The following is a 17,622-nucleotide window of genomic DNA, read 5'->3' as shown; positions in this document are numbered from 1 at the left end:
ACCAAATCCCAAATTACTATATTTGGCGAAATTTCGAATTTGGAATTTGACTAATACACATTATGAAAAAAATATATTCTCTTTTCGCACTATTAAGCCTTTTTATGTTGAGTGGCTGTTCTGTTTATAACTTTACAGGAACTGGAAAAATCGATGCCAAAACATTTCAGGTTAACTTCTTTCAGAATAATGCAGATTTGATTGAACCAGGAATCGATAGAACTTTTACTTTGGCTTTGCAGGATTTGATAATGAATCAGACCAACTTAAACTTGGTTAGCAATAGTGGCGATTTGGTTTACGAAGGTGAAATTACAGATTACCGAATTACACCAATGACTGCAACTGCAGATCAGCAGGCTGCACAAAACCGTTTATCTATTCGTGTAAATGTGCGTTTTACGAACAAAAAGAAAGAAACAGACGATTTTGAAAAATCTTTTGAATTCTATTACGATTTCCCTGGACGAGATCTTCCAACAGGATCTGTTTTAAACGAAGCAATCAGAGTAATTTTTGAGAGAATCACCCAAGATATCTTTAATCAATCATTGGCAAAATGGTAGTTTTGCCTGTTTGTTTAATCGTTAAACTATAAAACCGTTTAATCGATAAAACAAGCAAAAACAAATAAACAATTAACCGATCAAACAAAAAAACAAATAATGAACGTTAGCGATTATACCTACTTAATGAATAAACCCGATGCTATTACAGAAAAGCAGGCGGACGCATTAGGAAGTGTTTTGAATGAATTTCCGTATTTTCAAAGTGCGCGCGCATTGCGATTAAAAGGACTTTACAATCAAAATAGTTTTAAGTATAATTATGCTTTGAAAGTTACAGCAGCATACACGGCTGATCGTTCTGTTTTATTTGATTTTATTACATCTGAAGCTTTCACTTCTATTCAAAATGATTTTTACGAACAGAAATTGAGAGATCTTCTCGAGATTACTGTTTTTGACAGTGAAATAATTTCACCAGAGCAGATTCAAAAAGCAATTGAAGTAAAAACCGATATTGAAGAACTGCCTGTTTCAGATACAACTAAAGAAGCTCAAACTTCTGTCGTTGAAATACCTTCGGTTGTACAGCCTGTAAAAGTTGAAGAATCTGCAAAAACTGAAGAACCAGTAAAAGTTGAGGAAATAAAAGCTCAAGAACCAGTAATTGTTGAAGAGCCTAAAAAATTTCCAGAAATAGATCCTTCTATTTTTCTTGCCATAAAAGAGGCTCAAACAATAACTTTTGAAAAGCCATCAATTAAGGAAGAAGAGCCAAAACCAATTCCTGAAATAGATTTTTCTATTTTTGCGATAAAAGAAGCACAAAATGTAACTTTTGAAAAACCTATAATAGAAGAGGAAAAACCAAAACCACTTCCGGAAATAGATTTATCTACTTTTACTGCCATAAAAGAAGCGCAAACTGTAACTTTTGAAAAACCTACAATAGAAGAGGAACAGAAAATTGATTCTGTTGAACTTACTATTTCAGGTAATATAGAAGAAGAAGTTGAAACAGCTCCGTTTTCAGAATCAATACAAACTGAAGAACCTAAAATTGATCGTATAGAGAGTTCCATTTTAAGTTCGATAAAGGGCTCTGAAACACCTTCTCTACCAGAACCTGTAAAAGCTGAAGAACCTAAAAATGAGCGTGTCGAAAACTCTATTTTAAGTTCGATTAAAGAAGCAGAAGCCAAAAGCGCTGAACAACCTATAGAAACTGAAGAAGTAAAAGCAGATCCTATTGTAGAAGAACCTGCTCTAAATGTTGTTGAAGAAGATGAAGACGACAGCGTAATTGAAGAAATGATTATTCCAGAATTTAAAATGAACTCTGTTGAACGATCTATTCTTTCTTCGATTAAAGAAGCTGAAACAAAAACACCTGAGGAACCAAAAGCAGAAATCCTAGAAGTTCTTAAATCTGAGGATAAAGAAGAAGAGCAAATCATAGAAGAAAATGAAGAGCCGCTTGAAGAAATAATCGAAGAGGAAGAGCCTAATGAGCCTGCTAGAACAGCTGCAGAACATTTAGAAATTGGAAAACCTTTGGATTTTTCTCTTAGCGAAAAACATTCATTTCAAGAATGGCTTCAATTGTCTCGAACAGAACCAATTGACCGCTCAAATGAAATTTCTCCAGAAGAACAAGCTAAAATTGAAGCGGCTAAAGAAGAAGAGAGACAAAAGAAGGCTGAAATTATCGATAAATTTATCGAAACCAATCCGAAAATCTCTCCAATTAAACCTGGAACAAGTACTCCAACAGTTCAAATTGAGCCCGTTATAGAGGACAATTCGTATTTAATGACCGAGACTCTGGCCAGAGTATATCTGGAACAAAAGAAATATACAAAAGCAATTCAAGCTTATGAAATATTAATTTTGAAATATCCAGAAAAAATTACTTTCTTTGCAGACCGCATATCGGATATAAAGATTTTACAACAAAATAACAATAACAATAATTAAGTAATGAGCACATTTTCAATTTTTTTAGTTTTAATTACAATAGTTTGTTTTCTATTGATCATCGTTATCATGGTACAAAACCCTAAAGGAGGCGGATTGTCTTCTACTATCAGCGGAACGCAGATGTTAGGTGGAGTACAAAAAACAACTGACTTTTTAGATAAAAGTACTTGGACTTTAGCTACTGTTTTAATTGTGCTAATTTTACTTTCTAGCTTAAGCTTCTCTGGATCTTTAAGTGATACAGATTCTAAAATCATTGATAAAACTGAAGCTCCTGTAAATGCACCTGCAGCTCCAGCACAAGGAACTACTCCTGCTCCTGCAACACCTGCACCAGCAAAATAAAAAGTAGCTCGATATACAATCTAATGCCAGCCTGTCAAAGCTGGCATTTTTTTTAAGAAATAATGTCAGTTTTTCTAGCATGGCATAGTTTCTGAAAGTTTATAGAACAGAAAAAAAACGTATAACTTATAATAATATAAAATCATGGCTTTAAACATTAAACCGCTTTCAGACCGCGTACTTATCGAGCCTGTTGCAGCTGAAACTAAAACTGCCTCAGGTATTTTTATTCCAGATACTGCCAAAGAGAAACCACAAAAAGGAACTGTAGTTGCAGTAGGAAACGGAACTAAAGATCACACAATGACTGTAAAAGTTGGAGATACTGTTCTTTACGGTAAATATGCAGGAACCGAGTTAAAACTAGAAGGCACTGATTATCTAATCATGCGCGAGGATGATATTTTAGCGATTATCTAAAAATATTGTATTAAGTACGAAGTATTAAGAATTAAGAACTTCAATAACTTGAAACAAATCAAACTTTAAACAAAAATTAAAATGGCAAAAGATATAAAATTTGATATTGAAGCACGTGACGGATTAAAACGTGGTGTTGATGCATTAGCAAATGCTGTAAAAGTAACTCTTGGACCAAAAGGTCGTAACGTAATTATCGGAAAATCATTTGGTGGACCAACTGTTACTAAAGATGGTGTTTCTGTTGCAAAAGAAATCGAATTAAAAGACGCACTAGAAAATATGGGTGCGCAAATGGTAAAAGAAGTTGCTTCTAAAACCAATGATTTAGCTGGAGACGGAACTACAACGGCTACAGTTTTAGCGCAAGCGATCGTAAAAGAAGGTCTTAAAAACGTTGCAGCAGGTGCAAATCCTATGGACTTGAAACGTGGTATCGACAAAGCTGTTGAAACTATCGTGGCTGACTTAGCGAAACAAGCTAAAGTTGTTGGAAGTGATTCTGATAAAATCAAACAAATTGCTTCTATCTCTGCTAACAATGACGAAGTTATTGGTGAATTAATCGCTACAGCTTTCGCTAAAGTTGGAAAAGAAGGTGTTATCACTGTAGAAGAAGCTAAAGGAACTGATACTTTCGTTGACGTTGTTGAAGGAATGCAGTTTGACAGAGGATACCTTTCTCCTTATTTCGTAACAAATCCAGAGAAAATGGAAGTTGAATTAGATTCTCCTTACATTTTATTATACGACAAAAAAGTATCTTCTTTAAAAGAATTACTTCCAGTTTTAGAGCCAGTTGCTCAATCAGGAAAACCATTATTGATTATTGCTGAAGATGTTGACGGAGAAGCTCTTTCTACATTAGTAGTAAACAAATTAAGAGGTGCGCTTAAAATTGCTGCTGTAAAAGCTCCAGGTTTCGGAGACAGAAGAAAAGCAATGTTAGAAGATATCGCAATCTTAACTGGCGGAACTGTAATTTCTGAAGAAAGAGGTTATACTCTTGAAAATACAACTATCGAAATGTTAGGAAACGCAAAAAGAGTTTCTATCGATAAAGATAATACAACTATCGTAAGCGGTGCTGGCGAAGCTGATATCATCAAAAACAGAGTAAACCAAATTAAAGGTCAGATGGAAACTACTACTTCTGATTACGATAAAGAAAAATTACAAGAGCGTTTGGCTAAATTAGCTGGAGGTGTTGCAGTTCTTTATGTTGGTGCAGCTTCTGAAGTTGAAATGAAAGAGAAAAAAGACAGAGTTGATGATGCTTTACACGCAACTCGTGCTGCTGTAGAAGAAGGAATCGTTGCTGGTGGTGGTGTTGCCTTATTAAGAGCTAAACTTGCTTTAGCGGACTTAAAAGCAGACAATGCTGACGAAGCTACTGGAATCCAAATCGTTTCTCGCGCGGTTGAAGCTCCATTAAGAACTATCGTTGAAAACGCTGGTCTTGAAGGTTCTGTTGTTGTGGCTAAAGTTTCTGAAGGTTCAGGTGATTTTGGATACAACGCTAAAACTGACGAATATGTAGACATGCTTACTGCTGGAATTATCGATCCTAAAAAAGTAACTCGTGTAGCTCTTGAAAACGCTGCATCTGTTTCTGGAATGATCTTAACTACAGAATGTGCATTAATTGATATTAAAGAAGAAAATGCTGGAGGCGGAATGCCAATGGGAGGCGGAATGCCAGGAATGATGTAATTTCATTCTCTTCTTAAAAATTAAAAGCGCTAGATTTACTTCTAGCGCTTTTTTTGTTCGTCACGAATTCACGAATTATATTTTCAAATCTGTGTGTTTATTTTTTGCCACAGATTTCATTGATTTAATGGATTTTCCAAGCTTTGTCTATAATTTTTTTCACGCAGATTTTACTGATTTTGGCAGATCTATGCAGATTAAAATTTAAAAAATCTGCTTAAATCTCTTTTAAATCTGCGTGAAAATTTACTCCTACAGATTTCGCAGATTTTATTTTAATCCTTTTAATCTGTGTAATCTGTGGCTAACAAAATAGATACAGATTATAAAAAAATAATTCGTGAATTCGTGGCTATTCTCAATGGTCAAATCGTGGCTGTCTTTTTATTTAACATTCTCTTTTTCTTTAAAAAATCTGTTATATCTACCTTTGCAGGCATAATATATTCAAAAAATGAAAAAGTATTTTACTTCACTCCTATCTTTAGTTTTTCTTTCTCTTTCATTCGTTTTACAAGCCCAAAATAGCAAAGACAATTATGTTGTTTTAATTTCGATGGACGGATTTCGCTGGGATTATGGCAAAATGTATAATCTTCCGAATCTGAAGCAAATTGAAAAAGAAGGCGTTCATGCCAAATCAATGAAACCTTCTTACCCAAGTAAAACTTTTCCAAATCACTATTCCATTGTAACGGGACTTTACCCAGATCATCACGGAATCATCAATAATGTTTTTTATGATGCTTCTTTGAATCAATCTTTCTCATTATCTAGTAATGCTAAAAATGATTCGAGATTTTATGGCGGAAATCCGATTTGGAATTTAGCCGAACAGCAAGGTGTAAAAACCGCTTCTTTCTTTTGGCCAGGTTCTGATATTGACAAAAGAAATCCGAGTTATTTCAAAAACTACGATGGCAAAGTTCCATACGGAGCTAGAATCGATACGGTTATGAAATGGTTACAGCTTCCAGAAAAACAACGTCCGCATTTGGTTACTTTATATTTTGACGAACCCGATCATACAGGCCATAATTTTGGTCCGCTTTCGCCAAAAACTGAAAAAACAGTGATCAAAATGGATTCGATTATGGGCGAAATATCAAGAAGATTAGATCAATTGCCTATTGGAAAACAAATTAATTTAATTATCGTTTCAGATCACGGAATGGCCACCATCAGTAACGATAAAAAAGTAGCTGTTTTAGATTATTTAAAACCAGAATGGCTAGGATATAAGGATGTTGTCAATCCAATTATGAGTTTGCAGGCAAAACCAGGCTATCAGGATTCTATTGCCAATGCTTTGAAAAAAGTGCCACATATTAAATTTTGGAAAGCGACAGAAGTCCCAAAAAGATTACATTACGGAACAAATCCGCGTGTGCATGATTTCGTTATAGAAGCCGATAAAGGTTGGAGTTTAGTAAGCAAAGAAAGCACACATATAAATGGCGGAACGCATGGTTATGACAATGAGGAAAAAGACATGCACGCTATATTTTATGCAAAAGGTCCTGCTTTTAAAGTTGATAAAACAGTAAAAACATTTCAGAATGTGTCGGTTTACCCTTTAATTGCTCATATTTTAGGTCTGCAGATTGGAGAAATTGACGGGAAGTTAAGTGATGTAAAATCGATGCTTCGCTAATAAGAGAATGAGGCAATTAGAAAATTTGATAATTAGAAAATTCTTGAATTAAATAATTAATTGAATTGCCTGCAACTAAAGCTGAATAAAAAAATTAAACTTTATAAGAGAAAGGCTTTAGGCAAACTTTGTCGTTTGGCTAAAGCCTTTCTTCTATTCTAAATGCTTACCTCCAGCTAAAGCTGGAGGCAATTCAAAAAAAACAAATTCGCACAGTATATATCTGTAGAGACGCACCGCAGTGCGTCTAGGTTACGCATATCAATCATTGTGGTTACGTTGCGTGAGACGCACTGCGGTGCGTCTCTACAGACATACATGAGGTCAAATCATTATCAAATTGACAAATTATCAAATTGACACATTATCAAATTGGCCCATTAAAAACCAGTCGAAACCGAAACCGATTTCCATCCTTCTAATTCTTTCTGAACACTTGCTATTTTTTGGTTTGCCATATTAAAAGCATCTTCACCTAAAAATAAATGCAAAGGCGGATTTTGGTCTTGACTTACTTTAATTAAAGCTTCCGCCAATTTAACTGGATCACCTGGCTGATTCTCATTGATATCGTCTTTATGAGCACTTTCAGATTGTCTCACTTCTTTATACTCGGCAATTGGATTTTCTGGCACTAAAAGCGAGCTGTCTTTTAAGAAATCGGTTCTAAAATAACCTGGATAAACAATTGTAGCATGCACTCCAAAAGGCTTAATTTCTGCCGCTAAAGATTCAGTTAGACCTGCAACCGCAAACTTAGTCGAGCAGTAAATTCCCCAACCCGGAAATTCTCCATAATATCCTCCAACAGAAGAAATATTAAAAATATGCCCCGATTGATTGGCACGAAGAATAGGCATTGCATTTCTAATTACATTTAATAATCCGAAAACATTTACTTCGTAGTTTTTTCTAGCTTCTGCATCTGTTAATTCTTCTAAAGCTCCCAACAATCCGTAACCAGCATTATTGACTAAAACATCGATTGTTTTAAAATGGTTTACGGCTCTATCAATTGCTGTTTTTACACTTTTTTCATCCACTAAATCCATCTCAAGAGGAAGAAAATTCTCTGATGCTTTTCCTAATGCTGCACTTAAAGAAGCTTCATTTCTTGACGTTGCAGCCACTTTAAAACCCTCTGCTAATAATTTTTTCGCTAACTCTAATCCAAGTCCTTTTGAAGCACCTGTAATAAACCAAACTTTGTTATTTTCCATGATCTTAAATTTTTACGTTTATAATTACAGGACAAAGGTATTGCCAAAGGGCTTCTTAAAAATTAAAGCAATCAAGTAAGAAGTTGCAAAAATCAATCAATTTCTGCTAATCGATAGTTTTTAGGAGAAACCTGAACATTTTTTTTGAAGAAATTAATAAAATGAGACAATTCTTCAAAACCTAAACACCAAGCAATTTCATTAATATTCCAATTGGTTTGTTTTAAAAGAATCATAGCTTCCTGAACAATTCTCTCCGAAATAATCTGAGAAGTTGTTTTTCCTGTTGTTTCTTTTAACGCTTTATTTAAATGATTTACATGTACATTTAACTGATTGGCATATTCTGACGGCGAACGAAAATTAATTTGCTGTGAAATGGATTCGACAGGAAATTGCCTTTCTAATAATTCTAAAAACAAAGAAGAAACGCGAATTGTAGCATTCGATTTACTATATAATGAAGCAGTTACGGTTTGTGTTTTTAATGCTAAATGAATAATTTCAAAAACCAGATTTCGAAGCACATCATATTTAAAAGCATAATCAGAATTGATTTCTTCGAACATTTTTAAATAGACCGTTTTTAGAGATTCTGCTAATGCTGCAGAAACAGGAACAACAGGATTCCCGCCTGGCTGAAATAATGGGTATTCTTTTAAATTTCCAAACTGACTAAAAAATGCATCTGTAAAAATACAGAAAAAGCCCGTTTGATTTTCATCAATATGCTCCCAACTATACGGAATTTGTGGATTTGCAAAGAATAATGCCTGATCTTCAATCGCTACAACCTTATCTGCATAATGCACTTTGTTTTTACCAATGATTAGACTTATCTTATAAAAGTCTTTTCTGGTATAAGGCAATGGATTGCAAGTACTTCCAACATAATCATCCAATTTAAAAACATTAAAATGTCCGATTTCCTTTTTAAGATTCTCGGGCATTCCTTTTATTTTTACTGTATAAAAGTCTTCTAGTGTTTCTGTCAGTTTCATTTGGCAAAGTTACGAAAATCAAATTATTCTAATTAGATAATTTGAGAATGTGTTAATTTGAGAACTTGAGAATGTGTCAATTAGAAAATTAGAAAATTTGATAATAAACTGATTGTCACCTTGAGGGAAGTCGAAGGGCGCTCCAATTAGCACGCGGGCTTCGACTTCGCTCAGCCTGACAAAAACAGCAAACCCGACAGGTTTTAAAACCTGTCGGGTTTGTTATTTATATACATTGTGTAGATGCACTGCAGTACGTCTCTACAGATACACGTTTCCAAAATCATTATCTAATTATCAAATGGACACATTATCTAATTAACTAACCACTTTATATGTGGGATCTTCAATAACATTAACATTTATAACCGCATCTGCATTTTTGAGTAATTGCCTGCAGTCTGGGCTTAAATGCTGCAACTCTACTGTTTTATTTAGCTGATTGTATTTTTTTGTCAGATTATTTAAAGCTTCTATTGCCGACATATCAGAAACTCGACTTTCTTTAAAATCTATTATAATATGATCAGGATCGTTCTGAATATCAAATTTTTCTAAAAAAGCGGCAGTTGAACCAAAAAATAATGGCCCATAAATTTCGTAATGTTTTATTCCATCTTCGTCAATATAATTTCTTGCACGAATTCGTTTAGCACTTTCCCAAGCAAAAACCAAAGCCGAAATAATTACGCCAATTAAAACCGCCAAAGCCAGATTATGCAATACAATCGTGATTAATGCCACTAGAATTCCAACAAAAATATCATGTCTTGGCATTTTATTGATAATCTTAAAACTTGCCCATTCAAAAGTTGTAATCGCAACCATCATCATGACTCCAACTAAGGCCGCCATGGGCAGTTTTCCAATTACAGGCGCTCCAAAAAGTATGATAATCAAAATGGTAAGAGAAGCAATAATTCCTGAAAGCCTAGCCCTAGAACCAGCTCCAAGATTCACCAATGTTTGTGCAATCATTGGACATCCACCCATTCCGTAAAAAAAGCCGTTTAAGATGTTCGAGCTTCCTTGGGCAATACATTCTCTATTGCTGTTTCCTCTTGTTCCTGTAATTTCGTCAACTAAATTCAGCGTAAGCAAACCTTCTGTTAAACCTACAGCCGCAACTATTACCGAATACGGAAATATCACCTTAAAAGTCTCAAAAGAAAATGGAATATTCGGAATATGAAACGGAGGAAATCCGCCTTGAACCGAAGCAATATCTTCTACCGTTTTGGTTTCAATATTAAAAACAATGACCAAAGCAAAAACGACCATAATAGCTACTAAAGATGCTGGAACCGCTTTTGTAATCTTCGGAAAAATCAAAACAATTGCAATGGTCAAAGCGACCAAACCTAACATAATGTAAAGTGGAGTTCCCTGAAGCCAAGAAACCTGACCGTTCACCATGGTTTTAAACTGTTCTAGCTGCGACATAAAAATCACAACTGCCAAACCGTTTACAAAACCAAACATAACGGGCTGCGGAACTAATCGAATAAATTTTCCAAGTTTAAAAAGTCCGATACAAATTTGAACCACACCGCCCAATGCGACTGCGGCAAAAACATATTCAATTCCGTGCGATTTCATTAAGGCAATCAAAACAATTACCGTTGCCCCTGCACCGCCTGAAATCATTCCGGGTCTTCCTCCAAAAATAGCCGTAACCAATCCCGCAATAAAAGCAGCATACAAACCAACTAACGGCGGAAATCCAGCTAAAATAGCAAACGACAACGATTCTGGAATCATGGTCATGGCTACAGTTAAGCCCGCTAAAATTTCGTTTTTATAATTGACTTTCTGGCTAAAATCGAAGAGTTGGAATGCTTTTTTCATGGGCACAAAATTAGAAAAATAATATGCAAAAAAGCACAAACCTTTTCGGAATGAAAAAGCAGTAACGATGGGAGAATTTAAACAGCTTTATTAAGTGAGCTGTTCTAAAAGGAAAAGTAAAATCGAAAGTATAAAACCGATCATTTCTGTATTTAATTTTAAATTAAAATATTATGCAAAATACTTACAAAAAAAGGAAATACAGCTGCGTATTTTCACCCGATTTAATTTTGATGGTTTCAAAACATTATTCTAATCGTACACAAGTATAACCTAAACCTGCAACATGACTCACAACATTATCGTATTGCAAATCAAAGCCTTCTATTCTTAATATCTTATCACAATCTTCCAAATCAAAATTAATTTTGCATTCTGGAAACTGCTTTTGCATCATGGTTACCACATAGTCTCGATCAGATTCTTTCTGAACATTTGTTTTAAAAATTTCCACGACCATATCGGCATCTTTTAATTCTTTAAACTGGTACATTTTTATTTTTTATTAAAAAGAGATTAGAAATTCGAATTCAAAAATAAAGGAGAAGTCCCTATTTTAACAGCAATTTTATACCAATGGCGTATGATTTATACGAATGGCGTTGGTATAAATTATTCCTGATAAATACCTACAAACTATACGATTGTATTATTTTTGCCGCTATGACAATTGCAAAAATCTACCAGAACTTTTTTCTACGAAACCTAATCGTAAACACACTTGTTTATTTAGTCATTTTCGCCTGTATTTACGACGAAGTCAAACTCGACGGACATAGCTGGTCTTATATTCTGGGTAAAATTGCCATGGGCTATTTTCCTTGTATCGTTTGGATTACGATTTTTAATATTTGTATCATTAAGCCTTTTTTATTTCATAAAAGGTTCAAAATCTTTTTTACGCTTCTTGCCATCTATTGGACTTGTTTTTATTTCTTCATGAACTGGTTTCTTCCGCTTGTGGAGTTAGGAAATTTAAAAGCGCTTCAGATTGTGTCGTTAATCATAAATGGCTGTTTTTTTTATTTCCTGCATATTGTTATTAGCAAAAAAATGAGTCAAGCCGATAAAGACATTATGAATTTTAAGTCTGAACTTTCGTTTTTAAAACAGCAGCTCAATCCGCATTTTTTACTGAATGCAATGAATAATCTTTACGGAGAAGCCCTTGCAGAACCCGACAAAGTTCCAGATCGAATTCTAAACCTTTCAGACATGCTGCGCTACCAAATTGAAGCTTCTAAAAAGGATTTTGTTTCTATGGAAGAAGAAATCGCCTTTATTAAAAAATATATCGAATATTATACGTTTAGAAACGAAAGACTTGCTGTAAAACAAAACATTGAAGGTCTGCACGATCAAATCGAGATTCCGCCTTTGTTTTTTCTGCCTTTGGTTGAAAACGCTGTCAAGTTTTCTGCCGAAACAGTAGAACCGTTTATTAATCTGGATTTGAAAGTACAATGCCGAGGCGTTATTTTTACATTAAAAAACAATTATCTCGATTCGGGTTCGCGACTTTCGAGCACAGGAATCGGAATTGAAAATCTAAAAAGACGTTTGGAAGTTTATGGCTTAAAACACAATTTGAGCTGTAAAAAAGATAAAAATATATTTACCGTAAAATTGACCATATGGCACTTACCTACCGCTGTCTGATAATTGATGACGAATCGCCGGCACATAAGGCACTGATTTCGCACATCTCAAAATTTGACGAACTGGAACATTCTGGAAGCGCTTTTAATGGTATGGAAGCCATAAAACTGCTAAACGAAAACCAATACGATATTATTTTTCTCGACATTAATATGCCTGTAATTTCGGGTGTAGAATTAATGGAACTGCAGCCAAAGCGCCCAATTACGATTGTAACAACGGCTTATTCTGATTTTGCGCTTTCGGCTTACCAAAACGATGCGATAGATTATTTAATGAAACCCATTTCGTTCGATAAATTCTCAAAAGCAATAGAAAAAGCCAAAACGTATCATTCTGGAAATAACCTTAAAAAAGAAAACAGCACCGACGAAAAAGTGCTTTCTTACCGCTCGAACGGACAAGTAATTGAAACGCCTCTTTCTGATATTTTATACATAGAAAGTCTAGGCAATTACATGAAATTGTACAACTGCAAATTAAAATCTCCGATTGTCATTTACGGTTCGCTTGCGAGTATAAGTGCCGAAATTGATTGTGCGCACTTCGTACAAGTTCACAGATCTTATATTGTAAATACAACAAAAATTTCTGCTGTTACAACCAAAAATCTTACGATGTCTAACGGTGATATTATTCCTGTGGGAAGGAAGTATCAGATTCTGCTCAATAATTTGTCAATGAGATAATCTTTTTTTAATGAGCTAATTTGTCAATTTGGATAATGAGATAATTTTTGAAAAGCTCAACTTTTTTAGGTTGGGCTTTTTTGCTTTTTATGGGTTTACCAAAATGCGTAAAAGTACTTGGTGGTGAGTTTTATTTTTTTGATATAATTGTTTGAAAATAAATTTGTTTGATTATGGATTTCCGTAAAAAAGATAAATACTTATTAAAGAAATTTGTTTTAAACTATTTTCTGACTACTTAACAATAGACCTTTATGAAAAATAAATCTACATTAAAGCATATAAAATTAGACGATTTAGAACTTGATCTAAACAATCCAAGATTTGCAGAGCTATATAGCGGAAGTCAAAATGAAGATGACTTAATTGAATATCTATTGTATAGCGAAGCTGCTGACGACGTAGCTAAAGCTATTGTTTCTGCAGGAGAATTTTATCCTGATCGACCATTATGGGTAATAAAAAATAATGGCAAATTTCTAGTAAAAGATGGAAATAGAAGATGCTCTGCTGTCAAGGCTTTACAAATGCCAGGAAAATTTAAACTTAATTTACCTAAAACAAACTTAAATGAAATACCTGCACTCGTTTATGACAATGCACAAGATATAGATATTAGGATTGTACAAGAACATGCAGGAAACTTATTTAGAAGATGGGAAAGAATCGCAAAAGCTTTAGAAGTTTATAAACTTTTCAATCTAGGAACATCTGTTGACTCTATGAAAGAATTAGATTCTCAGCCTGCTGATCTAATAAAACTTGCAAGTTTCTATTTCCAAGCTGTTAAAATTGGCCATGATGATTTAAAACAACTACTCAGAAGAGGTAGAGGGAAAAATTCAGGAAGAACTATCATTTTTGAAAGACTATTTAAACAAGCTGAAGACTGTGGATATCGTTTTAAACGAAAACCACAATATATTATAGAAGTTTTTGACAAATTAAAATTTGAAGCATACATCAAAGCAGTCGTAAATTGCTTATTAGATGATGTTAAAGGAGAGATTACTACTGATACTATAGATAAAAAGTTAACCTCTTTTTTTGAAGAATTAAAAAGTTATGGTTTTGATAGAAAAAAAAATTATAATATAACACCAGCAACTAATAATACAGCTTCTAATACAAATAATAACAACTCTTCAAATACAAATAACACATCTACTGCTGACTCTAATGTATCTGGAGGCACATCAGCAACAAATACACCCTCACCAAATTCTCAATCAAGCTCAAGTCAAGCTTCAACTGTTCCAAACACAGGTAACACAGGTAACACTAGTAATAATTCAGGACGAGGAAGTGTAAAAAAAGCTCCACTAATTAAAAGAAAACAATTTCCACCGGGTTTAAAATCAAGAATTGATGAATATTTTCAAATTGATAGCTCTACCTTTCCTAATGCCAAAATAGCGATGGCTCGTGTAACATATGAGTGTGTTTTAAAATATGTTATTGAAAATACAAAATCAGGCAATGTAGTATTTAAAAACAGTGGGCATTTTGGTTCAGCGTATTCTAGAAAACCTTATACAAATTTTGAAGAATTGAATAAAAAATTTATAGAATTAATTACTGAAACTGGTATTGCTCAAGCTTTCCGTAATTTTGAATTTGAAAAAATGCACCAAATAATTCATAATTATCATGTAGTATCTAGAACTATTGATGCAGATCAAATTAAAAACAATTTAATTATACTAATAGAATTTATGCTTCAAGATGAGGCTGATTTGTTAACTTCGTTAGATATTTCAAAAATAAGATAATCATGTTCTACTCACCATTAAGATATCCTGGCGGAAAGAACAAACTTTCTGCTTTTTTAGCAAAAATTTGCATTGACAACAGCATTCATAATCACTATGTTGAACCATATGCTGGTGGAGCATCAGTCGCTTTATTTCTTTTATTAGAAGGTTATGTCAGTAAAATTACTATCAATGATAAAGATCGTTCTATTTTTGCTTTTTGGTATTCTGTCAAAAATAATTGTGAAGAACTATGCAATCTGATTGACAAAACAGAAACCACAATTGAAAACTGGCATAAGCAGAAAGAAATTCAAAGACAAAAAGAAGTTACTGATTTATTAACTCTTGGTTTTTCTACATTATTCCTAAATAGGACAAATAGGTCAGGAATTATAAAAGGCGGAGTTATTGGAGGCATCAATCAAGAAGGAAATTATAAAATTGATTGTCGATATAATAAAGAAGATATTAAACGAAGAATAAGATTAATATCTAAATATGGATCAGATATCGAAATATACAATGACGATGCAATTGACTTAATAGATAAAATTCAATTAACAGCTACAAACAAAGGAACTATTTTTTATTTTGATCCGCCATATTATCTGAAAGCGGATCAATTATACATGAATCACTATATGGATGAACATCATAAAGGTGTTAGTGATAAAATAAAATCCATTAACAATGTGCATTGGATTGTTTCTTATGATGACAACATAAATATCGAAAAACTTTACTCAGATCTTCCCACAAAAAAATATTCATTTAATCATTCAGCTGGAATATCAAAGTCTGGTAAGGAAATTATGTTTTTTAGTCATAATTTAAAACAACCAGATGTAGCAAATTATAATCCGGTAAATTTCAAAATTAATGTAATAAAAAACAGGAAAGAAATTATATATAAAGAGTAGCATAATAATCAAAATCTTTCCTATAGCACGTCTCTCTTACACTAACAATCTAATCAAAAACATAAAAAAAGAGACTTTCTCACAAAAGTCTCTTTTCCTATTTTTATATTATTCTATAAAATATTATTTCTCCTTCAACAACTTCTCCAAATACTCCACTTTCTCCTTCTCTGCCTGAACCAAACGCTCATAAAGTTTTTTATTTTCATCATAAGACTCAATCAACTTATCGATTGGATTAAAAGTTGGGTGAAATTGAAATAAAGCAGAATTATCATGATTAGTAACTGTGTTGCCAATAATATTAAAAACAGCTTCATCACTAAAATTCTTAATAGTTTCCGCAGAAACGCCCAAAACTTCTGCAATTGCATTTAGTTTTTCGTCGTCTATAGTTTCGCTTCCTTCAATATTAGAAACCGTTTGCTGGCTAAGACCAATGGCAATAGCAAGTGCTTCTTGTTTCATTCCTCTAAGCTCTCTAATTCGGCTAATATTTCTGCCAATATGTTTTGGTTTTGTTGCTGTGCTCATAATTCAAAGATATTTAAAATTCTTTAAAGTTTTTTAATTTCAAGAAATCTCTTACTTTAAAAAAACCTAAATATTTTTCTCCCTATCTCTTATTGCTAAACAACGCAGCAAGTGCCCCAGTTGACCATAAAGCCAGAAAAATTAAAACGGGTTGAAAAAACAATCGTATTAAACGCGCCTGATCTGTGTCGAGTCCAAAGGCAGAAGTTCCGTTTAGGTATTGTGCTATATTTCCTGGGAAAACTAACACGTAAAATATAGCCAGCGTTATTCCAACTTTCACTTTGTATTGGGTTAAAAATACCATTGCCAAGCCTAAAACAATTTCGACAATTCCAGAAAGTATAACTACCAAATCTTTGTCCAAAGGAACCCAATTGGGAACCTGTGCCTGAAAATCTGTTCTCTGAAAAGTAAAATGTCCGATAGCAGCTGTTATCATAAACAATCCCAAAAATATTCGAATAAAATTTTGAAGCTTTGAAGTTTTTATATGTTCCATAGGTAGTTATTATTTTTTTAATGAACTTTCTATCAAATTTACAAGAAATAAAGTGAGATTTTTTCTATATTTTTAATGTCTTTTTTGTTTAATATCCATATCCTCTTATTTTAATTGAAAATAAAAAATGATTTCTTTCGTTTTTGTCATCGCCTAATATTGTTACCGAAACTATTTTTTTTCTACTTCTAATCAGCTCTCAAAATATACAAATTTGCAATTTTGTTAATTTTTTTCTTAAAAAAAGTATAGATTAAAGTAACTTTTCCTACTTAATTCTTTAAATTCGCCGCAAACCAACCCCTAAGCTATTTAATAACCAATGTCCATTTTTAATCTTTTTAAAAGATCTACTGTAAAATGTCCAAGATGCCTTGGAAAAAGATTTGTTGATTGGGATGATATCCGCCGTTTAAACCGACAATTGAAATGGGTTCCTGCACCATGCGCCTATTGCGATGCTACAGGAAGAGTCCCAAAAGAAATGCTTTCAAAAGTTTCTGTCGATTGTATGTATCTCACAATCGATTTACCAGAATCTGTAATCGAAAAAATAAAAGAAGGCGATCCTGAAACAGTCGAAAAAGGAAAACTACGCGAACTTTTTGTAGATCATCTTATACAATATTCAGAACATCATTATCTTACAGAAAATCTCGATGCCGAAAGCATTGCCAATTTGTATTTAAAATTCGAGGCAGAAAAAGCTCCTTTTGCTGTAACCAAAGAAGAATTAATAAAATACATTCAAGGCGTAATCGAACTAAAGAAAACGGTGTTACAATAATATTTGCGGCTCAGCTACTCAAAATCTACAACCGTTTACAAAAACAGGTAAAAACACCTATAGCCACCATTTTATTTAGTGGTAATA

17 protein-coding genes are annotated in these 17,622 nt (G+C 33.4%); 11 read left to right on the top strand and 6 right to left on the bottom strand.

Features of this window, described 5'->3' with window-relative positions; translation table 11 throughout:
• Positions 1-62: 62 nt before the first annotated feature.
• The 6 genes from QLQ95_RS12755 (at position 63) to QLQ95_RS12730 (ending at position 6,618) form a co-directional block, all read left to right on the top strand.
• The gene (locus QLQ95_RS12755) at positions 63-566 is read left to right on the top strand and encodes an LptE family protein (protein ID WP_095928622.1); all 504 of its coding nucleotides are present in this window, start codon (positions 63-65) and stop codon (positions 564-566) included.
• A gap of 99 nt (positions 567-665) precedes the next feature.
• Positions 666-2,483: a tetratricopeptide repeat protein gene (locus tag QLQ95_RS12750; protein ID WP_482504049.1), complete on the top strand. Its 1,818-nt coding sequence runs from the start codon at positions 666-668 to the stop codon at positions 2,481-2,483.
• Between the two features lie 3 nt (positions 2,484-2,486).
• On the top strand, positions 2,487-2,831 hold the full coding sequence (secG, locus tag QLQ95_RS12745; protein ID WP_095928621.1) for a preprotein translocase subunit SecG: 345 nt from the start codon (positions 2,487-2,489) through the stop codon (positions 2,829-2,831).
• Between the two features lie 144 nt (positions 2,832-2,975).
• Positions 2,976-3,251 (top strand): co-chaperone GroES, encoded by a 276-nt coding sequence (locus QLQ95_RS12740; protein ID WP_008467105.1) that lies wholly within the window; start codon positions 2,976-2,978, stop codon positions 3,249-3,251.
• An 81-nt stretch (positions 3,252-3,332) separates the two neighbouring features.
• A complete protein-coding gene (gene groL, locus QLQ95_RS12735; RefSeq protein ID WP_095928620.1) occupies positions 3,333-4,964 on the top strand; it encodes a chaperonin GroEL in 1,632 nt (543 codons plus the stop codon).
• Positions 4,965-5,418: 454 nt separating this feature from the next.
• The gene (locus QLQ95_RS12730) at positions 5,419-6,618 is read left to right on the top strand and encodes an alkaline phosphatase family protein (protein WP_320492848.1); all 1,200 of its coding nucleotides are present in this window, start codon (positions 5,419-5,421) and stop codon (positions 6,616-6,618) included.
• A gap of 380 nt (positions 6,619-6,998) precedes the next feature.
• Here QLQ95_RS12730 and QLQ95_RS12725 read toward each other — a convergent pair whose 3' ends face one another.
• The 4 genes from QLQ95_RS12725 to QLQ95_RS12710 form a co-directional block, all read right to left on the bottom strand.
• Entirely contained in the window at positions 6,999-7,838 is an 840-nt protein-coding gene (locus QLQ95_RS12725) for an oxidoreductase (protein ID WP_320492847.1), read from the bottom strand.
• A 92-nt stretch (positions 7,839-7,930) separates the two neighbouring features.
• The gene (locus tag QLQ95_RS12720) at positions 7,931-8,839 is read right to left on the bottom strand and encodes a helix-turn-helix domain-containing protein (protein ID WP_320492846.1); all 909 of its coding nucleotides are present in this window, start codon (positions 8,837-8,839) and stop codon (positions 7,931-7,933) included.
• A gap of 318 nt (positions 8,840-9,157) precedes the next feature.
• Entirely contained in the window at positions 9,158-10,687 is a 1,530-nt protein-coding gene (locus QLQ95_RS12715; RefSeq protein WP_095928616.1) for a SulP family inorganic anion transporter, read from the bottom strand.
• A gap of 247 nt (positions 10,688-10,934) precedes the next feature.
• A complete protein-coding gene (locus tag QLQ95_RS12710) occupies positions 10,935-11,180 on the bottom strand; it encodes a hypothetical protein (RefSeq protein WP_428238995.1) in 246 nt (81 codons plus the stop codon).
• 83 nt (positions 11,181-11,263) lie between these two features.
• On the opposite strand from QLQ95_RS12710, the gene QLQ95_RS12705 reads away from it, so the two are divergent.
• The 4 genes from QLQ95_RS12705 to QLQ95_RS12690 all read left to right on the top strand — a co-directional run bounded on the left by QLQ95_RS12705 (position 11,264) and on the right by QLQ95_RS12690 (position 15,712).
• Positions 11,264-12,346 carry a sensor histidine kinase gene (locus QLQ95_RS12705; RefSeq protein WP_482504045.1) on the top strand — a complete coding sequence of 361 codons (1,083 nt, stop codon included), beginning with the start codon at positions 11,264-11,266 and terminating at the stop codon, positions 12,344-12,346.
• A complete protein-coding gene (locus tag QLQ95_RS12700) occupies positions 12,322-13,035 on the top strand; it encodes a LytR/AlgR family response regulator transcription factor (RefSeq protein ID WP_482504043.1) in 714 nt (237 codons plus the stop codon). The genes QLQ95_RS12705 and QLQ95_RS12700 overlap by 25 nt, the downstream gene beginning before the upstream one ends.
• A 254-nt stretch (positions 13,036-13,289) precedes the next feature.
• Positions 13,290-14,807 carry a hypothetical protein gene (locus tag QLQ95_RS12695; protein WP_482504041.1) on the top strand — a complete coding sequence of 506 codons (1,518 nt, stop codon included), beginning with the start codon at positions 13,290-13,292 and terminating at the stop codon, positions 14,805-14,807.
• Between the two features lie 2 nt (positions 14,808-14,809).
• Positions 14,810-15,712, top strand: coding sequence for a DNA adenine methylase (locus tag QLQ95_RS12690; protein WP_482504039.1), 903 nt, complete (start codon positions 14,810-14,812; stop codon positions 15,710-15,712).
• Positions 15,713-15,835: 123 nt separating this feature from the next.
• Here QLQ95_RS12690 and QLQ95_RS12685 read toward each other — a convergent pair whose 3' ends face one another.
• Together QLQ95_RS12685 and QLQ95_RS12680 are read right to left on the bottom strand one after the other, a co-directional pair.
• The gene (locus tag QLQ95_RS12685; protein ID WP_482504038.1) at positions 15,836-16,246 is read right to left on the bottom strand and encodes a helix-turn-helix domain-containing protein; all 411 of its coding nucleotides are present in this window, start codon (positions 16,244-16,246) and stop codon (positions 15,836-15,838) included.
• 82 nt (positions 16,247-16,328) lie between these two features.
• Positions 16,329-16,748, bottom strand: a complete 420-nt coding sequence (locus QLQ95_RS12680; protein WP_482504036.1) for a DoxX family protein — start codon at positions 16,746-16,748, stop codon at positions 16,329-16,331.
• Between the two features lie 322 nt (positions 16,749-17,070).
• Between QLQ95_RS12680 and QLQ95_RS12675 the strand changes: the two genes are divergently transcribed.
• Positions 17,071-17,535 carry a hypothetical protein gene (locus tag QLQ95_RS12675; protein WP_095928610.1) on the top strand — a complete coding sequence of 155 codons (465 nt, stop codon included), beginning with the start codon at positions 17,071-17,073 and terminating at the stop codon, positions 17,533-17,535.
• Positions 17,536-17,622: the final 87 nt, after the last annotated feature.

It is taken from the genome of Flavobacterium sp. B330r, from assembly GCF_056824325.1.
This window is presented reverse-complemented; position numbering and strand designations above follow the sequence as displayed.